Consider the following 25815-nt stretch of genomic DNA (forward strand, 5'->3'; position numbering starts at 1 on the left):
AAGCGATTAGACAGTAACAAAATCCGATTTCTACTGTGACAGGTTAAATCGGATTTTCATTTTTTCTCCATCATTTACAACTCCGCTTGCGTTGACAAAAAGAAAATACTGTTTGACAAAATGTCAAATTAAGATAATATAATTTTTGTAGGTGACAGGCAGCAAATAAAAAACTTAGATTCATAAACGGGGATAGTGGTGAACAGTAAATCATAGAAAGGAAGCAAAGGATGTCTGAAACGGGAAGAAACAGTGATATGGGTTTGCTGTTGAAGCAATTGTCAAGACAGCGGTCATTATCGATGAAAAAACTTAGCGAGCTCACCGGGATCGATAACGCCACCATCTCAAGGATCATTCACGGTAAGCGAAGGGCAACTCCGGAGCACTTGCGAAAATTTGCTGAATGCCTTGAAGTGCCTGTTGCGGATTTATTTGTGGCTGCAGGATACCTCACCGAGCGGGAACAGGGAAATCCGGATTCAGATCGTGACATTTATTCGTCGATTGACACCATTCAAAATATCCTCGAATCCTCTAATCTATTAAATAAAAAGTTCACAATTGAAGACGTGAAACATCAGCTGGCTGATTATGAGCAGTTTTCAAAAACTGAAGAGGGAAGAAAAACCATTCTGACGGGTTTTGAGAAAAAGCTCCAAAAGGTGGGCAGTATTGGCCCTTTTATCAGCCATTTGAAAGATATGTTTGAGAGATTCCGTTCGGGAAAGGGTACACCCTATCAACTCGCGATCATGGGAGGCGCGCTGATCTATTTTATTTTGCCAGTGGATGTGATTCCGGATTACATTTTTCCGATTGGGTATCTGGATGACGCGATCGCTGTGCAAATTGCCTTATACTTGCTAAAAAAAAGTGAGACAAAATTTAAGAGAACAGATAATTTTACTAGAAAAATACATTTTTGAGATCAGAAGGAGCAGAAAATGGTTCAGCTTAATGAAGAATCCAGGCTTTCACATAAAAAGGCTAAAAAAAGTCACAGGGTTTTACGCTATGTTTTGCTGACACTCGCTATTCTTATCATCGGAGGAGTCGGATATGGAGCCTATGCTTATTATAAACTCCAACCGCAGAATCACTTCAATCATTTAAAAGCGATTGGTCAGTCTTCGGACAAATTTAAACAGCGAACCGGAACATTCAATCTGCTGCTTATCGGTTCGGATGCGCGGCCGGGAGATCCTGCCGGTCACAGCGACTCCATGCTTCTCGTTCATGTGAATTTGAATACCCATAATTACGACATTTTGAGTATTCCGCGCGATACCCGCGTCTATATGCCGGGAGTCGGCTACACAAAACTGACGAGCGTCAACTACATGGAGCAGCTGAACCACGGGCTCAAACAGGGAACGACTAACGCGGTAGGGGCCATCTCACAGCTTACAGGTGTGCCGATCAACTACTTTGCGGAAACCAATAACTGGGGTTTTCAGGACATGGTTAACGCGATCGGCGGGATTAATATGACCCTGCCGTTTAATGTAACCCTGACCCATCCATGGTATGCTGAAGACCAGAACAAGACATTTACGGCCGGAACACATGCACTTGACGGAAAAATAGTTAACGAGATCGTTCATGAGCGATATTCTCTTCCCGGGACTGATTACGGCCGCCAGCAGCTCCAAGAAGCCGCACTGGTCGGCATTGCCCAAAAAGTCGGTCAGCCTGCCAATGTGACGAAGCTGCCGGCCTTGTTCGGTTCGCTCTCGAAATACCTGATTACGACCAATATGACTCAGGACGACATGGTGAGTGCCGGACTGAGTGCCGTGAGCGATCTGCATCCGCAGCAGCAAATCCATTACCATCAAATCCAGGGAACGGATGAAGTCATGTACGATGATATGCTGCAGGCGAACAATGACGAGGTTGTCCTTAACCCCAGCCAGTTGCAGAGTCTCACGAAGAAATACTTTAACTGATGGTTTCCAGGAACCGCTCACTAGGGAGGATAATGGAGAGGATCACAACCCCGGAGTGCATCGTAGGACTAGCCCGGCCTAAGCACAGGAAGATCAGAAAAGTGTCTAAGGGTTTTATCTCCCATACTTATTAATAGATTAGTAGGTTAATCTTTTTCAGAGAACAGGTTAATGAAAGAACGGCCTTGAATCAGGATTGCAGCCCTCGGCGTTGTCATTAAACATCGCCGGGGGTTTTATGTATAATGGTAAAATCTATTTTTTAGTGCTGCGTACGTATATGGAGAAAACCGTAAAATTAGGGTGCCCTTAGCGAGCTCAAATTGCTTCGGTTAGACTTGGTTGATAAAACATAAACAAGCAGACAGAATACATTGATAAACCGGCAACATCTGCCAGTGAATGAGAAACAAAAAAGAAGAAACAACGAGCGGATTCATTGCATATGTTTATCTGTTAGCATTCATAAGGGAGGGTGGAAGTTCCGTGTCAAAGCATTTAACTATCGGCGTGCTTCTAAAGTCCTTGCTTGAGAAACATGCGCTTTCGATGCGCAAGCTAAGCGGGCTGTCTGGAATCGATCCGGCAACGATTTCCCGAATTATCAATGGCAAACAACAGGCAAAACTGAGCCACTTAAAACAATTCTCCCTGCATTTGCATGTTCCATTGGAGGAACTGGTGAACGCCAGTGTTGGCGATGTTCCGGAACCGACTAGGCATTCTGATGACATGTATCACTCGATTGATTCCATTCAAAATGTCCTTGAATCATCCGAGCTATTTGATCAACAATTTACTGCTGACCGCGTTCGCCAGGAGTTAGCAAAATATGAAAAGTACGCGCAAACGGGTGAGGGAGATCAGATCATCCACGACGATTTTCATTCAAAGGTGGAACAAGTCAATGGCGCAGGTCCTTTTATTGAACAACTGAAACAGATGTTTAGCAAATATTGCGATGGGAACACTTCTTCTGATGAACGTGCCATACTGGGAAGCGCGCTCTTATATTTTATTTTATCAGCAGACATTATACCTGATTACGCGTTTCCCATCGGTTATTTGGACGATGCGATCGCGGTAAAACTGGTGATGGAACGTCTGGCACAAATGGATCGTTCTGTATAATACATTCTTCTGGCAGATCTCAAATTCCGTTTATCACGATTCATTTGTTTGAGGAATGTGCTGCACGGTGTTTCTTTTTTTTCAACACGTGCGGGTGAGGTCAGGCACATGCCTCTGCATCCGGGAATAGATTGCTTAAAAATATCAAAATCTGTATGGGATGTGAATCAAAATGAGTAAAGTTCAATCAACATTGACCTCAACAGCCGACAGTCAATCCAAGTTCCGTGAAATGGTTACCAACCGCAGGAGAGGATGGCGGCGTTTCGTTTTGCTCATTTGGGCGCTTATGGGACCCGGCTTGATTGCTGCGATGGCAAATAATGATGCCGGCGGGGTGATTTCTTACACGGTGACAGGGGCAGTATTCGGTATCGGCCTTTTTGTTCCCTTGATCCTGTGCCTGGCCCCTTTGACCTTTACGATCCAGGAAATGAGCATGCGTCTTGGCGCCGTAACACAGGAGGGCTTCTCCAAACTGGCCCTGCGGCGCTACGGACGATTCTGGGGATACTATCATATCTCAACTCTTGCTTTTGAAAATTTGCTGATACTGGTTACTGAATTCATCGGAATGACGGCCGGACTCGTTCTGCTGGGCTTGCCTTTATGGCTGAGTTCCTTGTTCTGTTTACTGCTTGTTGTCGTTTTCGTTCTCTTTACCGGGTACTGGACAAAAGAGCGGGTAGCGCTTTTTATAGCCGCACTGAATGTGATCTTTTTGGTGGTTGCAGCAATGACACATCCGAGTCTGGCAGCTATAGGGCATGCTTTTGCGGCGTGGAACGTTCCGGCCGCGCTTCAGGGCGGTGTGATTTGGTACGTGATCGCGACCATCGGTAACGCGGTCGCCCCGTGGATGGTCTTTTTTCAAGGGAGCGGGACCGTTGATAAAGGGGTAACGGCGCAAGAGCTTCGTCTTGGCCGAATCGACACGGCCGTAGGCATTCTCTTTCAGGTCATTATCGCCGCAGGAGCGATCATCGCAGGCGCGGCTCTTTTTGGTCACATTCAAAATATCAGCAGTGCGGGACCATCCGATATGATCCTGGCGCTTAATAACGTTGTCGGGCGGTGGCCGGCTATTCTGTTTGGGCTCGGACTGTTCAATGCCGGTTTTCTGGCCTCGATAACGGTTTCGCTTTCTTCTTCCTGGAGTATAGCGGAGCTGTTTGGCTGGTCAAAAAGTCTCAATGACAAGATATGGGAAGCACCTAAATTTTATGCAGTCTATTTTGGGAGCCTGATCCTAGCGGCGTTTGCCATTCTGATACCCAACTTGCCGCTAAATTATTTCTCTGTCATCGCTCAGGTCATCGGTGGTATTTTGATGCTTCCCCTGCTTATTTTCATGGTCTTAATGACGAGCAACCGAGAGCTGATGGGACCATACAGAACCAGGATGTTCGGCCAAATATGGAGCTGGACCATGGTCATCTTACTGATCGGATTGACTTTAGCCAGCTTTTGGCAGACGTTCTTTCAATAAAAAAAGCAAGTTCCAGCGCCGCTTCAAAAAAGTGAAGAAATTTTTGCTAAGGGAAACGCCTTTGCTCCTAAGAAAAAAACTATTGAGCAGCTGGCTAACGTAAAATACGTTAACTGCTGCTCCTTATTAAAATAGTCAAAAGCTTTGCTCTTAAAGAGAGAGTATGATTGTTTTAATAACTGGACCGTCAATTCTGTAGAACTTGATTTGATTAGAGAATCGCCCAAGTTTATAAATTACGCTTAACTTTTTAATTGTTTTTTGTTATATTGGTTATATAAATATGAATAATCAATGTTGAGTATAAGAACTCAACTTTTTATTTATTTTATAATTCAACGTTGACTATTCAAAGATAACCAAAGGAGGATTATGGATGCCTGACATTTTGATTCAAGCAAAGGGTCTTAAAAAGCAATACGATTCAAGAAATGTTGTTAATGGTGTTTCAATCACAGTGCACGAGAAAGAAATTCTGGCGATTATCGGCCCAAACGGAGCGGGAAAATCCACTACAATTGAGATGATGCTTGGAATAAGAAAACAGGACGAGGGAGAAGTTGGTTACTGGGTGCACGATTACCGTAAGTCGATAGGCGCGCAGCTTCAGGCCACTCCTTTTTTTCCGGGATTAACGGCCATTGAAAATTTAAATCTTTTTGCCGCGTTTTATAAGAGAAAACTTCCGAAACAGAAAGCGGTGGAGCTGCTGACTCTGTGTGGTTTAAGCGAAGTGGTGAAAACAGAGGCGTCGAAACTGTCCGGTGGGCAGCAAAAACGTCTGGCTATTGCGGTGGCACTGGTACATGATCCGAAAGTCGTTTTTCTGGATGAACCGACTTCCGCGCTGGATCCCAAGTCTCGGAGGGAGATTCACCAATTGATCCTGGATTTGAATCGGAAAGGAACCACGGTGGTCTTTACGTCACATGACATGGATGAAGTCACAAAACTTTCCTATCGTGTGATCATGATTGATCAGGGAATGGTGATTGCCGAGGGGACTGTAAAGGCATTGTGTCAGAAACATGGCGTTCAGAATCTTGAAGAACTGTATTTACAATTAACTATGGGAGAGAACTGACATGATGACGATATTAAAAACGATGATTGTGACGTCACTGAGGGATAAAATCACTCTGTTTTACTCGATTATTTTTCCAATCGGACTGTTGATTGGCCTGGGTTATTATTTTAATAACGATGCTTACACGCCGAAACTTTTAACCGGCGTGATCGCTTTAAGCTCATTGTTCTGGGGTGTTTCCGGAATCGCCTTCCAGGTTCATGGGCAGCGCAGCCGAGGAGTTTATCAATTATTGAAATTAACACCCTTTCCGGTTATCGGTTTTATTTTTCTGATGACGGCCGCCCGAACGATTTTAGGAATAGTGATTAATTTAGTCGTTCTTTTCACAGGAACACTTTTTTTCAATGTGGCTATTAACCTTGGTCAAGTGCTTGCGCTGTTGGGGATGATGTTTATCGGCATCTTGTGTTTTACGTGCTTAGGCTTTCTGATCTCCAATTTTGCCCATAACGAAGGTCAAATCAGTATTATATCAAACCTCCTCTTCATGCCGATGATTTTTGGAACGGATACCTTCTATTCCCTGCATTCCGCTCCAGGCTGGGTTGTAAAGATGGGTGAGCTGTTCCCGCTTGGTTATTATGTTCACGGCTTGCGATCGGCGCTGGGGACATCGAATATGTCTTTTACTGGTTCAGTAATGATCTTGGTTATTTTTACGTTCGTCCTGCTGCTCCTGTCGGCGGTCACTTTTAATCAGGAGGGAAAAGGTCAGATCCGATTGAAAAAAGTCATGAGAAATCCCGACCATGTTGCATAGCCACAGCCTGATCTTTATGATATGATTAATTCTACACAAATAGTCAAAGTTGATTAAGTAAGTTTGAGGTGTTGTAAAATGGTTCGTCTCATGGTGCTTGGAATGTTAAAAATAAAGTCTCTGTCCGGGTATGAAATTCAGCAAATACTGCAGACGAACCAGTCGGATATCTGGGCCGGAATCCTGCCGGGATCCATCTATCATGCATTGAAGAAGATGGAAAAAGAAGGGCTTGTTGAAGTGGATAGTGTGGAACAAACGGGCCATCGCATCAAAGCGATTTATAAGATCACGGAAAAAGGGCAGGTTGAGTATATCCGATTACTGAAAGAAAGCCTGGTTGAGAATTCAGTGATTTTGCCAGGCACACTCTATACGGGCTTAGCCTTCCTTCATGATCTGCCGAAAGACGAGAAACTGCGGGCATTTAAAGAACAAAAATTAATGATTGAAAAGGAATTGGATAAATTAAGAGCAGGTCAGAAGGAAAAAGAACAATACGTCACCCTGGATACTATTGCTAGACTGCAATTTGAAAACATGTTTGATCACTGCAAATTGCAAATTGATTTTATTCAGAAGCTTATCGATCAAATGGAACAGATGGATGACAGACAGACCCAATCATGGAATAAGGATTTCCAGAAATATTTTGACTAACCATCAGGCTGCCGGCCCTGCACTAGGACATTATTGTTCACGTGGGGCGGGCAGCTTTTTGAATTAAGGCGGAACCGAATTCACTTATGGATATCGTGATTTTTCATCTCCGGGCGGTCTGGAAGATTGCGTTTCCGGCTGTTTTTTGATTTCCTCCGGCAACTGGGATGAGGGGTCGGGAATTTTTCGCGGTTCGATATTGATCACGTCGGAAGAATAAAGGGTGACTTCTATACTCCCCCCATATTGTTTCGCTCGAATCAGGATCGGCTGGTTATATTTATTTTGAAAACGCAAGTCCGGCCCATACCAGCTGACTGTCGCATCGCGTCCGGGCGGGACATAAGGGACACTCCTGCTGTGAGAGTAGCGTTCCACGATGTAGAGCCCCGCGTTGTCGACGGCATTAAACAAAGTTGATGAGACCTGGCAGATCCCTCCTCCGATATCTTCGGAAAATTCCCCTTTAACAATGATCGGAGCACTCGTGTATCCCTTGTCCGGGGTTCTCTTCCCGACCACTTCGTTGAATGAAAATGTCTCATTTGGAAAAACAACATAATTGTCAATGGCTTTTGCGGCGAGCAAAATATTGTGCGTCCGGTTTGTATTCCCCGCATTAAAATAAGTCGCATACCGGCCAATTTTTTTTACCCGGATGTTGGCAAGCAGCTCGCCGTCCACTTTCGGATAAATATTCAGCAGGGGAAGCTCTATTTTTGAAGGCCCAAATCCGAAGAAATAGGCATAAAACTGATCTTTGAATGTCTGCCTGTATAATCTGCGTCCGGCCTGCCCATGGATAATGCTGCCCTGTTCATTGATCATCGCGTTTACGGGAGCGCGGTAGATTTGCTGATCAATTTTATTGATGAATTGACTGTACTTTTGATCGTCAATCATTGGCGCAACCGGAACGGGGGCTGTGAAATCTGTACGGTGAACAACGGCAATTGTCTGCCCCTGAAGAGTGACGGTCAAACTGTCCTGAGGCTGAGCGGTTTGTGCAGAGAACATGAGGAAGAACACGGCCATCCATAGATTCATCATCAATTGGTACACCTCCAAGCATTAGTATGGGCAGGATTTCTTCCTTTAACCTTGGATCGGTTTGCCCCTCGATTTTGGTGTCCAAAATCGGGGGGCAAACCGATCTGGCCGATAGAGCGCCGAATCTGGCCGATAGAGCGCCGAATCTGGCCGATAGAGCGCCGAATCTGGCTGACGATCGATATAACGAAAGCAGCGGGAGAATAGCAGGCGGTTGCCGCCGTTGACTAAGCCGGTCAACGGCTGTATACTTTAATTGACCGAAATGGTCAATAGTGATGGCAATAAGAAGGTGATCGGTTGATTTCAAAATTTCTGAGTCTTGAACCCGAGAAACAAACGCGTATTATCAATGCCGCGCTGACGGAGTTCTCGGAAAGGGGGTATAAAAACGCTTCGACAAACGAGATCGTGAAGAGGGCGAACATCTCCAAAGGGCTGCTCTTCCATTATTTTGGCAACAAAAAAAAGCTGTTTCTGTTTCTTTACGATTATTCCCTAGATATTTTTTTAAATGATTTTTACAGTAAAGTCGATTATGGAGAGACCGATCTTATCAAAAGGCTGAGACAAGTGACGCTGCTGAAAATCAAGCTTAGTCAGAAGCATCCCGATTTATATAACTTTCTCGTTGTTTCGATGGTAGATGACGCTATCGAGATCAAGCCGGAACTTGAAAATAAGTATAAGGCTGCCGTTCAGGACGGTTTCAACAAGCTGTTTGCAAATATTGACGCTTCAAAATTGAAAGAAGGGCTGGATTTACGCCATGTGACGAAAATCATTATGTGGGTCAGCCAGGGCTTTGGCAACCGCGTACTCGAACGGATGCGGCAAGATCCCGATTATAAAGCACACTTTGATATTCAGGAATTCATGACGGAGTTTGATGAGTATATCGCTATTTTGGAAAATGCTTTCTATAAATGACTGTCCGGGAGGAATGAACATGAGTGCCATCGAGTTCAAAAAACTGACCAAGAGCTACGGCAAGTCCAGAGGAATTATTGATGTTAATTTTAAGGTTGAGGAAGGGGACATTTTCGGATTTATCGGACCGAACGGAGCGGGAAAATCGACAGCGATCCGGACGCTGCTCGGGCTGATTCACCCGACAAGCGGCAGCGCAACGATCTTCGGGAAGAGCTGCATCGAGCATCCGCAAGTAAAAAAAGACGTCGGTTACCTGCCGTCCGAAGTGTTTTACTACGATCATATGAGGGTTATCGATCTGCTCAACTATTCCGCAAGTTTCTATAAGAAAGACTGTAAAAAAAGAATCCGCGAACTAGCTGAAATCATGGATCTCGATCTGAAAAAGAAGATTGACGACCTTTCGTTTGGCAACAGGAAGAAGGTCGGTATCGTACAGGGGCTGCTTCACGACCCTAAACTGATTATACTTGATGAACCGACAAGCGGGCTCGATCCGCTGATGCAGCAGAAATTCTTTGAACTCATCAGAGATGAGAATAAAAAAGGGGCGACAATATTCTTTTCCTCGCATATTCTCGGAGAGGTGCAGCGCATGTGCAACCGTGTTGCGCTCATCAAAGAGGGCAGGATTATCAAGCTTGAAAAAATGAGCGATCTGAGGGAAAACAACTATAAAAGGATCAGAATTGAAACACCTGCGGCCATCGACCGATCGTTTTTTGAAATGCCCGGAGTAAGCAAACTGGAGCTTAAGGATCATATGGTGAATTTTTTATTCAGAGGCGATATCAACACAGTCATCAGGAAGATTTCACAGACCAACATCGCCAACCTGTTGATCGAAGAACCCGATCTAGAGGAGATCTTCCTTCATTACTATGAAAAGGAGGGTGAAACGGTATGAACATGTATCTGCACGAGCTGAAATCGATGAGAAGATCGACGCTGATCTGGATATGCGCTATGATCGCGCTGGCTGCAATCTATTTTTCAGTATACCGCGGTATTGTAAGCGATGCGGCAGGCTTTAAAAGGCTGCTGGGCGGCTACCCCGAGCCGGTGCGGGCGGCGCTCGGCATCTCGGTTGACAGCATCACCTCGCTTCTCGGTTTTTATTCCATGATCTTTTCGTTTATCACACTGTGTGCGGCCATCCAGGCGATGAACCTTGGCACTTCAGTCCTCTCAAAAGAAGTGCGGGAGCGGACGGCGGACTTTCTTCTCGTCAAGCCTGTCTCGCGTTCGGCCGTTGTCAGCGCCAAACTTCTGGCTGCGTTTACGATGATCATGGCCACCGACGTCATCTATTATCTTGCAGTGTCTCTTATGGCATCGATGGTGAAAACGTCGGATTACAGCGGTCGGATCTTTTTTCTGATTAATCTGACCTTGTTTTTCATTCAGCTGATTTTTCTCGCGATCGGAGTCGCTGTTTCCGTCTTCTTCGCAAAACTGAAATCCGTGATTCCGGTCTCGCTCGGCGTCGTTTTCGGCCTTTACATGATCGGCGCGATTATTGCCGCCGGCAAGGATAACGCGGCCGCGCGCTTTATTTCTCCTTTTAAATATTTTGATATGACCTACATTATTAAGCATACCGGCTATGAGCCGTCTTATCTTATTGCCGGTGCGGGTATCGTCATCGCAGCGATAGCGATAAGCTATATCATTTATGTGAAAAAAGATATACATGCAGTGAACTGAACGGTTCACGGGCCATACGAGGAGGCATGATGATGAATATTTTTCTGAGAGAACTGAAGGCGAACAGAAAAGCCCTGATCATATGGAGCGTCTGCATGTTTTTACTCGTTTTAAGCGGTATGAGTAAGTACACGGCTTATTCTTCAAGTGGACAGAATAACGCGCTCTTCAACAGTATGCCGCATTCGCTTAAAGCGCTGCTGGGATTTGGTTCGTTTGATGTGACGACGATGAGCGGGTATTTTGCGATGCTGTTTCTTTATATTGAGCTTACGGTCGCTATCCATGCGGTGCTTCTCGGCGCGGGCATCGTCGCCAAAGAGGAGCGTGACAAGACAACCGAGTTTCTGATCGTCAAACCGCTGTCACGAACCGCCGTTATCACCGCCAAACTGTTTGCCGCCCTAGTGGAGGTCTTTGTATTGAACATCGTTACACTCGTTTCATCCATTTTTATGGTTGACGCTTATAATAAAGGGGCGGACATTTCCGGCGAAATTGTTCGGTTCATGGTGAGCATGTTTATCGTTCAGCTCATTTTCCTGTCGCTCGGCGCGGCGCTGGCGGCATTCATCAAGAACCCGAAGGCGTCAGGTTCACTTTCTGCCGGAGTTCTGCTGGCTTCGTTTGTGGTATCGAAAATAACGGATCTGACCGACAGGCTGAACATGCTCAATCTGCTGTCTCCCTTTAAATATTTCAGTTATAAAGATCTGGTTGAGGGTGGCGGTCTCAGCGCTGGTATCATTATTCCGGCGATTTTGCTTGTTGCCGTCTTATCTGCACTGACCTATTTCTTTTACCGGAAAAGGGATCTCAATGTTTAATCCGGCATTTGGGCCAGCGGTTTAAAGTCAGTCATTAATTGAGGAACACATGAGAAATGGAGTGCGCAATAAGTGAGCACCGAACAAACCATCTTTTCATTGGCCCCGATCATCGAACCGGATTCCATGGTGTTGATTCTCGGATCGATCCCGGGCCAAATTTCGCTAATGAAGCAGCAATATTATGCCAACCCGAGAAATCATTTCTGGACAATACTCTCCACACTCTTCGGAGAGAAGAAAAAAAACGATTACGTGGATAAACTGGCGTTCCTGAGAAGGCACAAAATCGCTCTCTGGGATTCCATTCACCAGTGCATCAGAAAAGGAAGTCTGGATTCGGCGATCAGGGGTGAGGAGCCGAACGATATAAAGAGTTTATTGAAAGCACATCCCGACATTAAACTTATCGCCTTCAATGGAGGAAAATCCTATTCAGTATTTAAAAAGTATATTGGTTTTTCTTCGATTCAGGGTATCGATTATACGCGGCTTCCGTCGTCCAGTCCCGTACCCGGCCGTTATACGAAATCGTTTGAAGAGAAGGTTGAAATCTGGAAAGTGATCGGGGACTACCTGGATTAAAACGTTACTGACCGATCAATTAGATCGGAAAAACCATTAACTGACTGAGTGTTCCTCCGCAATTACGGAATTAAAAACACTCAAAGCGTCATCAATTTCAAATTTACTGAAAATTTATACGGCTTGATTCACTTTTAGCGTTCATTTAATATAAAAATGAGAAGGAGTCTTCAGTAATTTTTAAGGGACAAAAAGAGAATATGACTGTCGTGTTGTTGATGTCTCAGACGAATAATCAATTGTGAAATGGAAACGTGTGAGTTGTCCGGAAACGTTCCACAAGAGCCTTCGACCGTACATTCAGTCTCTGATAATAAAGTGGGAAACGGTGGCGAGAGAGTAGAGATGATCGCCTGTCATCTCCGTCTAACATGAAAACGAAGAGGAGCCGTTATGGAAAATTCGACAAATAGTATGCTGGAAGTAACTTTGGGCAACACAGACATTGAATCGGGAGTAACGTTCAATCTGCAGGTGGCCCCCGAGCATTTAATCCGTAAGTTGAGGCGCCGTCGAAAAATCAGTATTCAACTGTACCAGGAACCGGGCAGCACTCCTTTGGCCGTTCAGTCCGGACCGGAGAGCGGTACGTATAAGAATGAGGACGGGGAATTTGACTATTCTTTTCCATTGCGCCAGGATCGGATGCAAGTCTCCATTCCATACGCTGTTTTACCCCTCTTTCATTACGGAGATTTGGTTACGGCGCGGATCAGCCTGGAAAATTCCGCAACAGGAGAGGTTCTCAGTCATGAAACGCTATCCTTGTTCGTGACAAAAGAAGAACTGCTGAAGCCGCTGACACCCAGCGCGCTGGAAGAGTATCTCAGAAGCGGAATTCCTCTGGACGAGCGATGGGAAAAAACGTCTTACTGGCTCGGGCGGTATGCCGGAGACAGCAAGGTGCTGAGTGCCGGGATCGATCTGCTGAAAGAGATTGCCGTCGGAGGTTTGCCGGAAGCGGAAAAGAAGCTGTATGAGCTGTACAGTGATGAGCATCTTCCCGTCTACGATGAAAGCGAAGCCCGGAAATGGCTGGCGCGGATGGAGCAGAGGGATCAGGCCGCCCCTTCGGCAGCCGGAGAAGGAAAATCTGTGGATTCAAAAGATCTTCCTGAGAAAATCACGGACGAGGCTGCTCTCAGAACCAGTGAACAGCTGGCTGAGGAAGGCAGCCTTGAGGCGATGTGGATGATCTTTACATTCAGCCGCTCGCCGCAGGGGGCGGCCTTCAGCAAGGAACAGGCATTTTCATATTTGAAAACAGCAGCCGCCGGCGGTTACGAACAGGCGGTAGGCGCGCTGGCGGACGCTTTTGAGAAAAACTATGTATTTATTTCCAAAGAAAATGCCGAGGATTATCTGGCTGTTCTTGAATCGGCGGCTGAGAAAAAGTTGCCTCTAGCCGAATATCTTCTTTTCCAGATCTACTACGATGGTGTTTGCTTGGGCCAGCCCGTACACGGAGACAAGAAGAAGGCGTATACTATGCTAAATGCGGCGGCAGAAGGCGGCAGCATTGAGGCAGCCTACAGCCTGTGGAAATTCTACGAAAACGGAAATGAGTTTCTGATGGAGCAGGAGGGCGCGCTTAAATGGCTGAATGCGGCGGCGGAACAGGGTTACGCGGCGGCGGAAGCGCGCCTGGGCGATCTTTATATAGACGGGAAATGCCTGAAAAAAGACAATGAAAAAGGTCTTTATTATCTTGGAGAAGCGGCAGAGAAGAATAACTGGGACGCGCAGATGAAGCAGTTTCAGAGTTATTATGAAGGACGCTATAAAGATATTCTGTTTCAGAAGGATACCGAAAGGGCTTTTGCACTACTCAGAAAATTCGCGGACGCGGGCAATCCGAACGCACGGATGCTTATCATGGACAAGTATGAGAACGGCAACGAAATGTTAATTGAGCACAGGGAAGCGGCCGGCTATCTGAAAGCGGCAGCGGACGACGGGTTTGTCCCGGCCATGTACAAGATGGCCAATGTTCTGCTGGATGGCCTCTACTTCCCGAAGGATTTGGAGCGTGCCAAAAAACTGCTGGAGAATGCTGCCGCAGCCGGTTATCCGGACGCTCAGTTTGCCCTGTACCAGTATTACTTCTCCGGATACAAGACGCTCAAAAGCGGACAGGTCAATCGGGAACGGGCTTACAAGTGGCTCCTGAAAGCCGCACGGACCTTGCCTCAGGCCCAGTATGAGATATGGGTGCTTGCCGGAGATAAGAAAAATTCCGATATAGACATCACACCGCAGAATGCAATTGAATACCTGTTCCGCAGTGCCGCTCAAAAGTTCAGTCCGGCGCTCTATCACGTGGGCATGGCTTTCGGCGAGGGCAGAGAAGTGAAAAAAAATACACAGCGAGGGATCGCGCTGATTGAGGAGGCCGTCTCTCTGCATAATGCGGAAGCAATGTATACTCTTTCGGAAATACGGACCAAGGGTGAATTCGGAGGAGAATCCGTAAAGCAGGACGCGGAAGAGGGCTTGCATCTGCTGCTGCTGTCTGCAGAATTAAGTTATCCGCCCGCCTGCAATCGTGTCTGGCAGTTGTACTCGGAAGGCAATCTGGCGGATGAATCGGAAGCCTGGGTCAAAACAATCAGGGACACCGCGGTGCAAGCGGGGTATGCGATTGAAGAGAAAAGTCTGGACACGGTTAAAAAGGAGATTGCAGGCTCCAAAGAGTAATCAAAGTGATGAAGAGTGCGGTTTTTAAATGTGATGAGGGTTGGATACAGGGATTGCGCAAAGGGGTTATGGCGTGATCCCTGTCCTTTTCTGAGAATAGATCCTATCATGTGTAAACTGTCTTTGCTGGGAAGAGGCGCTGCGGCTCTGTCATTCCATTTTACAATAGGCCTCTTTACAGCCGGCGTTATCCAGACATACTCGTTCTTGGCTACATATTTAGTGATGGTTCTTGGAAATACCGGGTTTATTCTGCTGATGAAGGAAAGCGAGGATCATGAACTGATCCGGCTCGCTGAAAGCGATGATCTGACGGACACACTCAATCGCAGAACATTTATTGCTCGCACAAAACGGTGCTTTTCGCGGTCAATACCAAACGAATGAAGAAACTGTGGAAGCGTAAAGATTCGGTTGATCCGACAAAATTATGAACCGGGTGCTCGCCGTGGTGTATTGACAAATGCCAAAAAGGTAATATATTATCTAAATGGGTAATGCATTACCTTTTTGAACTTAAGCAAGCTTTCCGGACGATTGACAACATGAAAGGCTGATGTAAAAGTCGCAGATGATCTTTTTATGGCAGGTGAAAAACATGAGTAAATTAGACTTGATGCCGGACGGACAATATGTGTTCGGGGCTGTTTTTGTGGCGGCGAACAGAATCAATACCATGCTGGAAAAGGAATTAAAAAAATTTGACGTGACGACGAAACAATGGTTTTTGTCCATTGTGATCGATAACTTGTTCGATCGGCCGCCGACCATAAAAGAAGCTGCCCGGGAAATGGGGAGCTCCCACCAAAATGTCAAACAGATCGCATTGAAGCTGCAGCAAAAAGGTTTTTTAACACTGGAAAAAGACAAACAGGACTCACGGGCGATCCGGTTGAAACTGACCGACTCAAGCCTTGACTTCTGGAAAAAGCTGAGAGAGGAAGCCGATGCTTTTACCCGGACATTATTTAAAGATATTGATGGAGATGAACTGAGGGCAGCCCGAAACGTTATAAGGAAAATGCTGTCCAATATATCAGAAATGGATAAAATAAATGGAGAGAACGGACGATGAAAATGAAAGAACGATCTTCAGCGAATAAAACACTGCTCTATTTCACGGTCCCAACTGTCATTCTTATGGCTATAACCAGCAGCATCGGGATCTGGTACCCTGATTTCTACGCGAGGGAGACGATTGACTGGGTGGCCCAAAGTATTGGACAGGACATCTCGAACTTGTTCATTGTGGTACCCGTCCTCATTATTTCCGCTATTTTTTCTTCCAAAGGCAGCAGAACAGCCAAACTGATTTGGGCGGGCACAATGACTACCAACATTTATGCTTACGTGATCTACACCTTTGCTGTTCATTTTAACTTCCTGTTCCACGTCTATTGTCTGATTCTGGGACTGTCGCTTTATTCAGTCATCTGCTTTTTTATGAATCATGTAAAGGAAAACTTCAGCAAGTGGTTTACTGAAAAAGCACCGACAAGGGCAGTCGGCATTTTCCTGCTCGTTATCGCTGTGCTGTTCGTTTTATTATGGCTCTCTCAATCGCTTCCCGCGGCGCTTTCCAATACTGTTCCTGAAAGTATCGTCAAAGACGGCCTGCTTACCAATCCCGTACATGCGCTTGATTTATCCTTTTATTTGCCTCTTATGGGTATTGCCGCGGTCATGATTTTGAAAAAGAAAACGCTTGGCTTTCTTCTTGCGCCGGTGATGATCGTCTTTTCAATCATGACAGGCCTGAACATTCTCTCCTTGATGATCGTTTCGATGACATTAATGCCTTCGAATAATCTGCCGATGATCATCGGATTCAGCGCGTTAACATTAATTTGTCTTGGCTTTTTGTGGCTGTTTCTCAGACGGATCCGGGGTGCTGAATCTGCAGATCGCTGCATGTGAAGGGGGATATATTCGGGAATGTCTGCATTACGGATTTTATGATAACATAAGAGAATGGTTAAAAAATTGTCATGGTGAGGTACTCTATGAATCCGATCGATTTATGCTTCAGGATGCCGGCGGAATGGGATGCCCATGAGCGTACATTCATCTCATGGCCGGTCCGGGATTCTATGTGTTTTCCACAGAATTACGCGTCCGTTTGCCGGGGCTATGCAGAATTTGTTCAAGCCATTTCCGAGTTCGAACCGGTGACGGTGATCGTCAATCCCGGAGAATCGGAAGCGGTAAAAGCTATTTTTACCGGACTTAACGTTGAAGTGCTTGCGATTCGTCATAACGACTCGTGGATTCGCGACAACGGTCCGACTTTTCTCATTGATGAAAATGGGGATCGGGCGGGCGTCAACTGGCGGTTCAATGCGTGGGGGGGAAAATATGCGCCGTGGGATCTGGACGACCGGGTTGCTCCGTCCATGCTGGACCATTTTCATGTCCGGCGATTTGACGCGCCTCTGGTGCTTGAGGGCGGCTCGATTCATGTGGACGGGGAGGGGACACTGCTGACCACCGAACAGTGCCTGCTCCATCCTAATCGGAATCCGGAACGGACCCGCAGCGAAATCGAGGATGAACTCAGGCAATTCCTGAACATCGAAAAAGTGATCTGGCTGAAACGGGGACTGAGCGGCGATGAGACTGACGGACACATCGACAATGTCGCTTGTTTCGTCGCGCCAGGCAAGATACTGATACAGGTTTGTGACGATCCGGAGGACGAAAATTACGAAATTGCCCGGGAAAACCTTAAACTATTGAGCCGGGCCACTGACGCAAAGGGGAGAAAATTTGAAGTCATTGCTATTCAGCAGCCTCCGAAAAGGGAACATAATGGAACCCGGTTAACGTTAAGCTATTTAAATTTTTACTTCGTAAATCGCGGGGTCATACTGCCGGTTTTCGGCGGCGATGCTGAAGAAACAGACCGGATGGCTGAACAGGTTTTGGAAGATCAGTTCCCCGACCGCACAATACGGAAAGTAGATGGCATGGCAATCATCAAAGAAGGCGGCAATGTGCATTGCTCGACCCAGCAGATGCCGGCACCAGTACAAAACAAGAGGTGAGTCTTTTGAGAAAGGTCAAAGTGGCGGCAACGCAGATGAGCTGCTCATGGGCAATCGAAGAAAATCTGGCGAAAGCAGAGGCACTGGTCAGAAGCGCGGCGGAAAAAGGGGCGCAGATCATCCTGCTTCAGGAACTGTTTGAAACACCGTACTTCTGTCAGAAGGAAAAAGCAGATTATTACGCACTGGCAAAGGAACTGGAACAGAGCCAGGCGGTGAACCATTTCAGAAAAATAGCCGGGGAACTGCAGGTGGTGCTGCCGATCAGTTTCTATGAAAAGAAAAACAATGCGCTTTATAATTCTCTGGCCGTGATTGACGCGGACGGATCGGTACTCGGAACTTATCGGAAAAGCCACATCCCGGACGGGCCGGGCTATGAAGAAAAATTTTATTTCAATCCGGGAGACACGGGATTCAAAGTGTGGAAGACCCACTTCGGAACGATCGGCGTCGGTGTCTGCTGGGACCAATGGTTTCCGGAGGCGGCCCGCTGTATGACACTGATGGGCGCCGAGCTGCTTTTCTACCCAACGGCTATCGGATCCGAGCCTTATGATTCATCCATCGATTCAAAGGAACACTGGCAGGCCTGCATGCTGGGTCATGCGGCGTCAAATCTGATTCCTGTGATTGCTTCCAACCGGATCGGAACCGAGAGAGACGATGACTCGGAAATTACATTTTACGGTTCTTCGTTCATCGCCGGTCCCCGGGGAAACAAGATTGCCGAGGCCGACCGGGTAACTGAGAAGGCACTGACCGCCGAGTTTGATCTGGATCAGCTGCAGGCCCAGCGCCTCGACTGGGGCCTGTTCAGGGACCGCCGTCCGGATCTCTACGGCGCCATCACGTCCTATGACGGGGAGCGGAGAGTCCGCTGATGATTTTTTTGGATTGGAACGGGACGTTTTAAAAGTGATTCATTTACCTGGAAAATAGATGCAGCCTGCTGCAAGGGTAAAATCAAAAGGGCACCTGTGCGACGGGGTGCCCATGAGGAATGAAATGAATAGATGCTGGTCCTGAAAGGGCTCAGGAAGTGGGTTAATAAACGAAAGTAGCACCGACAATGATCAGCAGAATAAACAGAACAACAATTAAAGTAAAGCTAGTTCCATAGCCGCCAGTATAACCGCCTGTGTAGCAGCCGCAACCATAACCCATGTATCAACACCTCCCCGAACTTGATACTGCATTCTATGTGAACCACGGCGTGAGGGAAGGGACAAATGGATGAGGTGAAAGGCCTGTTTCAGTGCAGCCGCTTGATGAATGGTTTCAGGATTAACAAACGAAGAAAAGAAAATAAGTATTTGGAGCCCCAGGAAAAAGGCGGATTATCTGTTGAATTGGCTCCAGACCTTCTATGGGTCAAACGTTGAGCAGTCCCTTTTTAATCCCGTTTACGACGGCACCCACACGGGAGTCGGCGTCCAGTTTGCGCATAATAGAGGCGATATGGTATTCCACCGTTCGTTTGCTGATCGACAATTCTTCGCTGATTTCAGCATTGGTCTTATCCGCGGCAATCTGCCTCAGGATTTCCCGTTCCTTTGCGGTCAGTGCCTCCCCCGCCTGCTCCCGGTGCTGATAAGGGAAAATCCGGCGTCCCTGACAGACCTGCCTGATCGCGGTAATCAATTCCGTATTTGATTTCTCCTTAGTGACATAGGCATCCGTCCCTGCCTGTCTGGCGGCATCAATATACTCATCATAATTGTAACCGGACAGAATCACGATTTTTAAATCGGGAAACTCTTGCCTGACAATTTTGGCCAGTTCAATCCCGTTTTTTGTTTTCATCCGGACGTCAAGAACGATCACGTCGGGATTCCGTCGCCCGATCGTTTCTTCGAGAGCCGACGGATCGGACAGCGTAGCAACGACATGCAGGTCGGCTTCCTTCTCTAGCAATTCTTTTAAACCCATCAGCATTAACACGTGGTCATCGACCAGCAGTACGTTGATACTCAAGTTCATCACTCCGTTCCAGCGGAAGCGTAATGGTAATCGATGTGCCTTTGCCCTCCTCTGATGTAATGTCAAATCGGCCGCCCAACTGATCCACCCGTTTTTGTACGGTGATTAAACCAAGGTGGTTCTCTTCGGTCAGGTTGGACAGGCTCGCCGGTATTTTAAATCCTTTTCCCTTATCTTTTACGTTGATGATTAAAGAATGATCCAGACTTTTCAGCGACACGGAAACAAAAGGGGAGGATGAATGCTTGATCGCGTTATATAAGAGCTCCTTGATCATCCGATAAACCTGAATCGCCAGTTTTTTAGATATAACTTTTAAGCTCAGATCGTATGCCGTCTGAATAACGACATTATAATTATTCTGCAGTTTGCGCTTCAATGCCTGAAGGCTTTGCTCCAGCCCCAGATCCTCAACCATGAACGGATGAAGCTCACGGGACATCTCCCTGATGTCGTAAATACCGTTCATAAAAATTTCTTTCATTTCAAGGTACGCTTTATCTCCGATTATCTGTTCATCATGCAGCGCTTCGACTTTGTTTGCCATCAGTATAACATTCTGGAGCACTTCATCGTGGAGATAAATCGATAATTTCCGTTTTTCTTCTTCTCTGTCGATCAGCAAGGCGTGATTAAACTGTTCCTGAGACAGAGACCGGTTTTGCGTTTCTCTTAATTCCCTGCCTAATCCGGAAAGGGTTTCTGTGCTCGTCAGCAACTCTGCCGCATCGGACTGTATTTTCTCAAGCAGCAGGCGTTCGTTTCGATCCAGATGTGTTTCATTGATCTTTTGTCCGATGATAATCCATCCTTTATTGCCCTGTTCGTTATCGAGCGGGAAAATGTGGCAATTCAGAGCTTCGGAGCGATGTTCATTTTTTTTGTGATTCAGATGCTGCATGCACGCATCGGCAAGACGTCCATCAGCAAAAATCCCGGTCTGGTAGATGATTTTCGGTGCTTGATTTTTCTTCCAGATCAGACAGGCACCGTTGATGTCGACCGTCTGATGAATCAGGTTGACAATCAGCCTGCCGCAGGAGGCGAGATGCTGCCCGTTCAGGATTTGCTGCAGGATGATCTTTTTTTCTCTTTGGATATCGTGTTCTTTGCTCGTCCACTCCCTTTTAACCAGAGGCTCGACTATTTTTTGAATGAGGTGGTAAATGGCAAGAATGACCAGCATAAACCCGTTTAATCGATAAAAAAGTTCAGGAGTCAGAGGATAAAAGAGAAAGAACAAAACATTAACAGAAACTAAAGAAAGCAGCAGGGCCAGAATCTCGAACAGAAGCGGTCTCATGCTCATTTTTATATCGATGATTTCCTGCATGGTCAACAGATAGGCAAGGGTTGCCGGAAACAGGATGATACTCAGCAGACTGAAGAAGAAAGGGATGTTTGCAAGGTGAAGAATTGCTGGAATCAGGCTCAGAAAGAGAACGGGCAAAAACGAAAGGACTAGGCTGGCGATCAAAATATACAGCTGATTTTTCACCTTTGAAGAGTTCATTTTTAAGTGCAGATAAGTCAGGCAGATGCAGGCGATTAGAGAGATGCACACATTGGCTATAAGGGCTATTCTAATGAACTGGAGCAGCTCAGGGCTTCTGCTTAAATGATAGGGATAAGTGCAGAAGAATACGATGTTAATGATGGCCGCCAGCAACAAGGTGACTCTCCGGATATATTGAAAGAACAACGGTTTCGAAGAAGATGGAAAAAATTCGAAGAACCGTATCAGGAAATAAGGGGCGAGGCTTGCCGTGATGACTTCAATTTCTTTGCCGGGTAATACATCAAGACCCGAAGCGTTTGATAGAGCGATGGCAAACCCTGAGGTATACATGAGATAAAAAAAGCTGCGGATAACGATGGAATCAGGTCTTTTCAAGAAGCAAACAAGGCCGGTACCGACAAACATAAGCCCGATAAACAGCAAAGAATAGTAATAGTCTATTGAGGAAACCTTTGATAAGAAACGAAGCAGTGAGCGGTCGGTTAATACGCGGCCCAGGCAGTAAAGGTTGACGATGACAAAGATAAATACAAAAAGAATCGGTATCATTTTCTTTTTCATCGGCTGTCACCTTTCCAGGTAATCTATTAATTGTTTAACATCGCTCTTGTCACGCTGCGCTTCGCCGTATTTTTTAATCAATTTGACCGCCCTGTTCAAATAGACTTTTGAAAGGATCAGACAATAATCAATGGCGCCCGTTTTTTTTATATAGTCTCTGATATTCTGCCTCAGCAGGCTGTCGTCCCAGGAGGTGCCGAGAAGATTCAGCTGATCGAGCAATCGGCCGCCGTCCTTTTGCTTACTGAATTCGACGGCCTTGATCAGCGGCAGCGTCGCTTTCTTGTTGATCAGGTCGCTTTTCGTATCGCGAAGAATATCGGCGGCATCGTTTCTTAACTGGCCGGAGAATCCGATGTATTTCGCAATATCCTCCCAGACCGGTTCGTTCTCAATTGCATTCATTTCGAAAACAAGCCGCATTAAGGAGACCGATTTTTGTTCGGTCAGAGCAAAATAATCGCTTTCCGAAGGCGCGTTTCCAGTAATTCTGAAAGACAAATCCCTCCACTGACCGATAGAAGCCGTTCTTAGATTCCGGATCACACAGCTTAATTTCCCGAGCCGATCTGCTGCAGAGCATTTTAAAATCAAGTAGAAAGATTCCATCAAGAGCATGCTCGACAAAGTCAGCGTTCGCTGCGGTGTCAGCCCGGACAGCACAGGACTTTTTGCATCGCCGTCCGCCAGTTCATCAATGATATCCGTGGCAAGGATCAGAAGCTCAACAATTCCGGCACAGGCGGTCTGCTCGTCGTGAAACTCGGTGTCCTCGCGAAAAACTGAGGCAATATAATAAGAGAATTCGCCCCATGTAAAAGGCGCCGATTCATGAAAAATCTTCCCCTCACCGTGCAAAAGGGAAGAAATCAGATGGCGTGTTTCACTATCCCATTCACTGTTTTTTAAATAATCGAGAAGAAACCGTCTTATTTCTTTTTTGGCGTCCATTTTTACATACTCATACCCAATTAAAAGTCTTCATAATGATTCCTTTCTCAACTTGTTCCTTAAATACATTAAACACATCGGCATCCAGACTCTGTCTTGCAAGGGCCATTTCTCCCGCCCCGATGACTTCCTTCCCGGAAAATAGTTGAATCACATCCCAAAGCTTCTGATTCATGCAAAAATCCCTCCTATTGGAAAATTTAGTACATTCCAAAGTTCAACATCTTTTTTTGTATTTCCTTTTTTTTCTGCAAAAAAAATAAATATTTTTTTTATCTTTTTTGCGGTAAATACGGATTTATTGTGAACGCTATTCTAGTATATTTAACAAATAGGGGAATAATTTAACATTATTACAGGATCCTGAGAACGCTTCTTTAATGTGATAGGAAACAAATGCGATTCGTCCCGGAAATCAACGTTATCCTGAGAAAAGCAATAGACATTCTTGAATAGAGGTGGAGGCTTATGACGGCGTCGTCCTATGACAGCTTTTCAGTCAAGTATCTGACGGCTTTGTATTTTTTTATAAAAACAAATATTGAGAAGGGGCTCTTATCCTATGCAATGTGCCAGGAACTGGCGCTGATCAAGGAAGCAGCCAAAAAACAAGGAGTCATCATTATAGGCGGAAATAGCAACTGGACATCTCCAACCAATCATTTCAGAGGCGAAATATAATCCGGAAATCGAAAAATAAAATAAAAAAGGCGGCAGCGTTCAGAGCTGCCGCCTTTTTTATACAAATGAGAAGGTATAAAAAATAAAAGATTAGAGGTGTCTAGTATAAGAAAAACTAAGACTCAGGCCGTCGTCAAAGACCTGGCTTCGCCAAATTTTTCTTACAGTGCGGAAACGACATTGAATGATCGGAGATTCAAGGATGATTGGTATAACAAAAAGCAGACGTATTGCGGTTTGGCGTGGCGGCATATCTGCCCAGCTTAAAATCACTGAAGAGTCTTTAAAGCAACGGCTGAGGATTCCTTTCATTTAAACTGAATCCGTTTGTAAAGATACTCTAAAAAAGGCAGAGAGCCGTACTGCAGTCATTGACTTGTCATCGAAAATCCTGTACGAATAAAGAGACACTACAGCTAGTGTCAATATATAAAAGCGGGGTTAAATCGATTGATCAAAGCGCTGTTTATTATACTGATTGTCATTGTCATTATTGCTGTATGTATTGCAGCTGTGTCTGCGGCCGCAAAAATCCGATTCAGAAAAGAGGCCAAGGAACTGGCTGCCGGACTACTTAACGGAGCGAGCACCAATGGTGTCGGAAAGATCAGAGAAGAAGACCTGTCCGCACTGCCGCGGCCGGTCCGTACCTGGCTGGAGAACGCCCATATTGTCGGCAAAGAAAGAATTATCACTGTCCGGCTTAAGCAAAAGGGGCGGATGAGAATCAAACCGGGCGGAGCGTGGATGCCTGCCCTTGCGGAACAATATTTCAGAGCGGACGAGCCGGGTTTTATATGGCTGGCGACAGTCAAGATGAACTCGTTTCTGCATCTTTCCGGCCTGGATCGTTATCTGGACGGCAGAGGGAAGATGAAGATAAGTCTGCTTTCCTTATTCCCAGTCGTCAACTCGGCAGGGTACGAAATCGATGTGAGCACGCTGCTGAGGTACCTTGCCGAAATGCCTTGGTTTCCGACAGCCGCTTTAAATCCATATATTTCCTGGGAGGCAATTGATGCTTCTTCAGCCCGTGCGGCCATGAGTTACAAAGGGATTGAGGCGTCAGAAATCTTTTTCTTCAATGAACAGGGCGATCCGGTCCGGTTCGCCGCGAAAAGATATCGGGAAACCGGCGGAAAATATGTCCTGAGCGACTGGGGAGGCGTCAATACAGCATTTAAGGAATTTAACGGTGTAAGAATACCGTGCAGGTCAGAGATTGTCTGGAAGAAAGAAACAGAGGATTTTGATTGGTACAAGCTGGAGATTACTGATGTGGACTATAATCTGCCGGTTGTGTACTTCTTCTGTCCGGATAAGTTAATCATAGTTTTTTAAGGAGGAAATCATTGATGTCCTGGGTAATGGCTGTGGTCATGCTGCTGCACGGATTGATTCATTTAATGGGAGGGCTGAATGAACTCGGTCTTGTTCACATTAAAGAACTCTCCGGCGGCACACTCTTTTCGCTGCCGGGCTGGTCGCATTCTATATTCGGGGTGGCCTGGTTTGTTGCTGTCGTCCTCTTTCTTTTATCCGCGATCGGGCTTGTTGCCCGTCAGCGCTGGTGGAAGCTCGTCACTCTTTTAGCCGTTATTGTTTCACAAGTGCTGATCATCCTCTGGTGGCCGGACGCGAAATGGGGCACACTTCCGAATGTCCTTATATTTGTTTATATTTTCTTAAAATGATTGTTTTTCATTTATTGCCAGAAGCATAGGAGCAGTTTGGAGGCATATTTCTTGAAATACGATTGGATGGACGCTTATTGCCTTTCGAAAAAAGGCGTGGAGAAGGATTACAAAGAGGAATGGCAGGCAACCCGGTATATGATCCGAGGGAAAATATTTGCGATGCAAGGCGGTGACGGGAAGGGAGAGCCGATCATCACCGTTAAATTAGAACCTTTGTCGGGAGCTCAGCTGAGAGAGGAATATAAAGATATTGTCCCGGGTTATCACATGAATAAAGTCCATTGGAATTCGCTGTATCTGCGGGGCGACGTACCGGATAAAGTTTTGAGAGGCATGCTGGATCAGGCTTACCGAATTGTGCTTGGTTCAATGAGCAAGAAGGTCCAGAAAGAAATAGCGCGGAGTGAATAAATCCATGGAATAAAGGGATGAGGTACCATCTCTGAGAAAAATGGATATTTGTGTCATAGCTAAAGAATAGCTGGAAAGAGACATTTT

Annotated in this window: 29 protein-coding genes; 23 read left to right on the forward strand and 6 right to left on the reverse strand. The window is 46.0% G+C overall.

The features are described 5' to 3' along the window. Positions 1–230 precede the first annotated feature (230 nt). From IEX81_RS13205 to IEX81_RS13235, 7 genes are all read left to right on the forward strand, one after another. On the forward strand, positions 231–929 hold the full coding sequence (locus IEX81_RS13205; RefSeq protein WP_188804093.1) for a DUF1232 domain-containing protein: 699 nt from the start codon (positions 231–233) through the stop codon (positions 927–929). Between the two features lie 18 nt (positions 930–947). Further along, complete coding sequence (locus IEX81_RS13210; protein WP_188804095.1) at positions 948–1952, forward strand: LCP family protein; 1005 nt, start codon at positions 948–950, stop codon at positions 1950–1952. 486 nt (positions 1953–2438) lie between these two features. Beyond that, a complete protein-coding gene (locus IEX81_RS13215) occupies positions 2439–3083 on the forward strand; it encodes a DUF1232 domain-containing protein (RefSeq protein ID WP_268239364.1) in 645 nt (214 codons plus the stop codon). Positions 3084–3255: 172 nt separating this feature from the next. Next, positions 3256–4572: an NRAMP family divalent metal transporter gene (locus IEX81_RS13220; RefSeq protein ID WP_188804099.1), complete on the forward strand. Its 1317-nt coding sequence runs from the start codon at positions 3256–3258 to the stop codon at positions 4570–4572. 376 nt (positions 4573–4948) lie between these two features. Beyond that, positions 4949–5656 (forward strand): ABC transporter ATP-binding protein, encoded by a 708-nt coding sequence (locus IEX81_RS13225; protein WP_188804101.1) that lies wholly within the window; start codon positions 4949–4951, stop codon positions 5654–5656. Position 5657: 1 nt separating this feature from the next. Then, positions 5658–6422: an ABC transporter permease gene (locus tag IEX81_RS13230; RefSeq protein WP_188804103.1), complete on the forward strand. Its 765-nt coding sequence runs from the start codon at positions 5658–5660 to the stop codon at positions 6420–6422. A gap of 78 nt (positions 6423–6500) precedes the next feature. Beyond that, positions 6501–7082, forward strand: coding sequence for a PadR family transcriptional regulator (locus IEX81_RS13235; protein WP_188804105.1), 582 nt, complete (start codon positions 6501–6503; stop codon positions 7080–7082). 84 nt (positions 7083–7166) lie between these two features. Here IEX81_RS13235 and IEX81_RS13240 read toward each other — a convergent pair whose 3' ends face one another. Then, the gene (locus IEX81_RS13240; protein ID WP_188804107.1) at positions 7167–8132 is read right to left on the reverse strand and encodes a VanW family protein; all 966 of its coding nucleotides are present in this window, start codon (positions 8130–8132) and stop codon (positions 7167–7169) included. 300 nt (positions 8133–8432) lie between these two features. Between IEX81_RS13240 and IEX81_RS13245 the strand changes: the two genes are divergently transcribed. From IEX81_RS13245 to aguB, 11 genes are all read left to right on the forward strand, one after another. Continuing rightward, positions 8433–9062 (forward strand): TetR/AcrR family transcriptional regulator, encoded by a 630-nt coding sequence (locus tag IEX81_RS13245; RefSeq protein ID WP_188804109.1) that lies wholly within the window; start codon positions 8433–8435, stop codon positions 9060–9062. A 19-nt stretch (positions 9063–9081) separates the two neighbouring features. Beyond that, on the forward strand, positions 9082–9972 hold the full coding sequence (locus tag IEX81_RS13250; protein WP_188804112.1) for an ABC transporter ATP-binding protein: 891 nt from the start codon (positions 9082–9084) through the stop codon (positions 9970–9972). Next, positions 9969–10772 (forward strand): ABC transporter permease subunit, encoded by an 804-nt coding sequence (locus IEX81_RS13255; RefSeq protein ID WP_188804114.1) that lies wholly within the window; start codon positions 9969–9971, stop codon positions 10770–10772. The genes IEX81_RS13250 and IEX81_RS13255 overlap by 4 nt, the downstream gene beginning before the upstream one ends. A gap of 32 nt (positions 10773–10804) precedes the next feature. Next, positions 10805–11599, forward strand: a complete 795-nt coding sequence (locus IEX81_RS13260) for an ABC transporter permease subunit (protein ID WP_188804116.1) — start codon at positions 10805–10807, stop codon at positions 11597–11599. A gap of 72 nt (positions 11600–11671) precedes the next feature. Then, positions 11672–12184 (forward strand): DNA-deoxyinosine glycosylase, encoded by a 513-nt coding sequence (locus IEX81_RS13265; protein ID WP_229727619.1) that lies wholly within the window; start codon positions 11672–11674, stop codon positions 12182–12184. Between the two features lie 393 nt (positions 12185–12577). Then, positions 12578–14881, forward strand: a complete 2304-nt coding sequence (locus tag IEX81_RS13270) for a tetratricopeptide repeat protein (protein ID WP_188804118.1) — start codon at positions 12578–12580, stop codon at positions 14879–14881. Between the two features lie 108 nt (positions 14882–14989). Beyond that, positions 14990–15268: a hypothetical protein gene (locus IEX81_RS13275; RefSeq protein ID WP_188804120.1), complete on the forward strand. Its 279-nt coding sequence runs from the start codon at positions 14990–14992 to the stop codon at positions 15266–15268. 211 nt (positions 15269–15479) lie between these two features. Continuing rightward, positions 15480–15956 (forward strand): MarR family winged helix-turn-helix transcriptional regulator, encoded by a 477-nt coding sequence (locus tag IEX81_RS13280; protein WP_188804122.1) that lies wholly within the window; start codon positions 15480–15482, stop codon positions 15954–15956. Further along, positions 15953–16798 (forward strand): hypothetical protein, encoded by an 846-nt coding sequence (locus IEX81_RS13285; RefSeq protein WP_188804124.1) that lies wholly within the window; start codon positions 15953–15955, stop codon positions 16796–16798. Before IEX81_RS13280 ends, IEX81_RS13285 begins: the two co-directional genes overlap by 4 nt. A gap of 86 nt (positions 16799–16884) precedes the next feature. Continuing rightward, positions 16885–17925 carry an agmatine deiminase family protein gene (locus IEX81_RS13290; protein WP_188804126.1) on the forward strand — a complete coding sequence of 347 codons (1041 nt, stop codon included), beginning with the start codon at positions 16885–16887 and terminating at the stop codon, positions 17923–17925. 5 nt (positions 17926–17930) lie between these two features. Next, positions 17931–18809, forward strand: a complete 879-nt coding sequence (gene aguB / locus IEX81_RS13295) for an N-carbamoylputrescine amidase (protein WP_188804128.1) — start codon at positions 17931–17933, stop codon at positions 18807–18809. Between the two features lie 163 nt (positions 18810–18972). On the opposite strand, the gene IEX81_RS13300 is transcribed toward aguB, so the two are convergent. Then, a complete protein-coding gene (locus tag IEX81_RS13300; RefSeq protein WP_188804130.1) occupies positions 18973–19092 on the reverse strand; it encodes a YjcZ family sporulation protein in 120 nt (39 codons plus the stop codon). A 65-nt stretch (positions 19093–19157) separates the two neighbouring features. Here IEX81_RS13300 and IEX81_RS13305 point away from each other — a divergent pair, with 65 nt between their 5' ends. Continuing rightward, a complete protein-coding gene (locus IEX81_RS13305) occupies positions 19158–19310 on the forward strand; it encodes a hypothetical protein (protein WP_188804133.1) in 153 nt (50 codons plus the stop codon). Here the strand turns inward: IEX81_RS13305 and IEX81_RS13310 are convergent. From IEX81_RS13310 to IEX81_RS13325, 4 genes are read right to left on the reverse strand one after another with little or no spacing between them, the layout of a single operon-like run. After that, a complete protein-coding gene (locus IEX81_RS13310; RefSeq protein WP_188804135.1) occupies positions 19300–19902 on the reverse strand; it encodes a response regulator in 603 nt (200 codons plus the stop codon). The genes IEX81_RS13305 and IEX81_RS13310 overlap by 11 nt on opposite strands. Then, positions 19874–21988 carry a sensor histidine kinase gene (locus tag IEX81_RS13315; RefSeq protein WP_188804137.1) on the reverse strand — a complete coding sequence of 705 codons (2115 nt, stop codon included), beginning with the start codon at positions 21986–21988 and terminating at the stop codon, positions 19874–19876. The genes IEX81_RS13310 and IEX81_RS13315 overlap by 29 nt, the downstream gene beginning before the upstream one ends. A 6-nt stretch (positions 21989–21994) precedes the next feature. After that, complete coding sequence (locus IEX81_RS13320) at positions 21995–22939, reverse strand: polyprenyl synthetase family protein (protein WP_188804139.1); 945 nt, start codon at positions 22937–22939, stop codon at positions 21995–21997. 10 nt (positions 22940–22949) lie between these two features. Next, a complete protein-coding gene (locus IEX81_RS13325) occupies positions 22950–23114 on the reverse strand; it encodes a hypothetical protein (protein ID WP_188804141.1) in 165 nt (54 codons plus the stop codon). Between the two features lie 293 nt (positions 23115–23407). Here IEX81_RS13325 and IEX81_RS13330 point away from each other — a divergent pair, with 293 nt between their 5' ends. The 4 genes from IEX81_RS13330 (at position 23408) to IEX81_RS13345 (ending at position 25728) form a co-directional block, all read left to right on the forward strand. Continuing rightward, positions 23408–23620: a hypothetical protein gene (locus IEX81_RS13330; protein WP_188804143.1), complete on the forward strand. Its 213-nt coding sequence runs from the start codon at positions 23408–23410 to the stop codon at positions 23618–23620. Between the two features lie 450 nt (positions 23621–24070). Next, the gene (locus IEX81_RS13335; protein ID WP_188804145.1) at positions 24071–24961 is read left to right on the forward strand and encodes a DUF6544 family protein; all 891 of its coding nucleotides are present in this window, start codon (positions 24071–24073) and stop codon (positions 24959–24961) included. 14 nt (positions 24962–24975) lie between these two features. Further along, on the forward strand, positions 24976–25314 hold the full coding sequence (locus tag IEX81_RS13340; protein ID WP_188804147.1) for a hypothetical protein: 339 nt from the start codon (positions 24976–24978) through the stop codon (positions 25312–25314). Between the two features lie 51 nt (positions 25315–25365). Beyond that, on the forward strand, positions 25366–25728 hold the full coding sequence (locus tag IEX81_RS13345) for an MmcQ/YjbR family DNA-binding protein (protein WP_188804149.1): 363 nt from the start codon (positions 25366–25368) through the stop codon (positions 25726–25728). Positions 25729–25815: the final 87 nt, after the last annotated feature.

The sequence above is a fragment of the Sporolactobacillus putidus genome, from assembly GCF_014647035.1.
Taxonomy (GTDB): Bacteria; Bacillota; Bacilli; order Bacillales; family Sporolactobacillaceae; genus Sporolactobacillus; species Sporolactobacillus putidus.

Excerpts from the sequence above, each read along its gene's own strand:
- IEX81_RS13205 (WP_188804093.1), top strand. The coding sequence starts at position 231 with ATGTCTGAAACGGGAAGAAACAGTGATATGGGTTTGCTGTTGAAGCAA.
- IEX81_RS13210 (WP_188804095.1), top strand. The coding sequence starts at position 948 with ATGGTTCAGCTTAATGAAGAATCCAGGCTTTCACATAAAAAGGCTAAA.
- IEX81_RS13220 (WP_188804099.1), top strand. The coding sequence starts at position 3,256 with ATGAGTAAAGTTCAATCAACATTGACCTCAACAGCCGACAGTCAATCC.
- IEX81_RS13225 (WP_188804101.1), top strand. The coding sequence starts at position 4,949 with ATGCCTGACATTTTGATTCAAGCAAAGGGTCTTAAAAAGCAATACGAT.
- IEX81_RS13230 (WP_188804103.1), top strand. The coding sequence starts at position 5,658 with ATGATGACGATATTAAAAACGATGATTGTGACGTCACTGAGGGATAAA.
- IEX81_RS13235 (WP_188804105.1), top strand. The coding sequence starts at position 6,501 with ATGGTTCGTCTCATGGTGCTTGGAATGTTAAAAATAAAGTCTCTGTCC.
- IEX81_RS13240 (WP_188804107.1), bottom strand. The coding sequence starts at position 8,132 with ATGATGAATCTATGGATGGCCGTGTTCTTCCTCATGTTCTCTGCACAA.
- IEX81_RS13250 (WP_188804112.1), top strand. The coding sequence starts at position 9,082 with ATGAGTGCCATCGAGTTCAAAAAACTGACCAAGAGCTACGGCAAGTCC.
- IEX81_RS13255 (WP_188804114.1), top strand. The coding sequence starts at position 9,969 with ATGAACATGTATCTGCACGAGCTGAAATCGATGAGAAGATCGACGCTG.
- IEX81_RS13260 (WP_188804116.1), top strand. The coding sequence starts at position 10,805 with ATGAATATTTTTCTGAGAGAACTGAAGGCGAACAGAAAAGCCCTGATC.
- IEX81_RS13270 (WP_188804118.1), top strand. The coding sequence starts at position 12,578 with ATGGAAAATTCGACAAATAGTATGCTGGAAGTAACTTTGGGCAACACA.
- IEX81_RS13275 (WP_188804120.1), top strand. The coding sequence starts at position 14,990 with ATGTGTAAACTGTCTTTGCTGGGAAGAGGCGCTGCGGCTCTGTCATTC.
- IEX81_RS13280 (WP_188804122.1), top strand. The coding sequence starts at position 15,480 with ATGAGTAAATTAGACTTGATGCCGGACGGACAATATGTGTTCGGGGCT.
- IEX81_RS13285 (WP_188804124.1), top strand. The coding sequence starts at position 15,953 with ATGAAAATGAAAGAACGATCTTCAGCGAATAAAACACTGCTCTATTTC.
- IEX81_RS13290 (WP_188804126.1), top strand. The coding sequence starts at position 16,885 with ATGAATCCGATCGATTTATGCTTCAGGATGCCGGCGGAATGGGATGCC.
- IEX81_RS13300 (WP_188804130.1), bottom strand. The coding sequence starts at position 19,092 with ATGGGTTATGGTTGCGGCTGCTACACAGGCGGTTATACTGGCGGCTAT.
- IEX81_RS13305 (WP_188804133.1), top strand. The coding sequence starts at position 19,158 with ATGGATGAGGTGAAAGGCCTGTTTCAGTGCAGCCGCTTGATGAATGGT.
- IEX81_RS13315 (WP_188804137.1), bottom strand. The coding sequence starts at position 21,988 with ATGAAAAAGAAAATGATACCGATTCTTTTTGTATTTATCTTTGTCATC.
- IEX81_RS13320 (WP_188804139.1), bottom strand. The coding sequence starts at position 22,939 with ATGGACGCCAAAAAAGAAATAAGACGGTTTCTTCTCGATTATTTAAAA.
- IEX81_RS13325 (WP_188804141.1), bottom strand. The coding sequence starts at position 23,114 with ATGAATCAGAAGCTTTGGGATGTGATTCAACTATTTTCCGGGAAGGAA.
- IEX81_RS13330 (WP_188804143.1), top strand. The coding sequence starts at position 23,408 with ATGACGGCGTCGTCCTATGACAGCTTTTCAGTCAAGTATCTGACGGCT.
- IEX81_RS13340 (WP_188804147.1), top strand. The coding sequence starts at position 24,976 with ATGTCCTGGGTAATGGCTGTGGTCATGCTGCTGCACGGATTGATTCAT.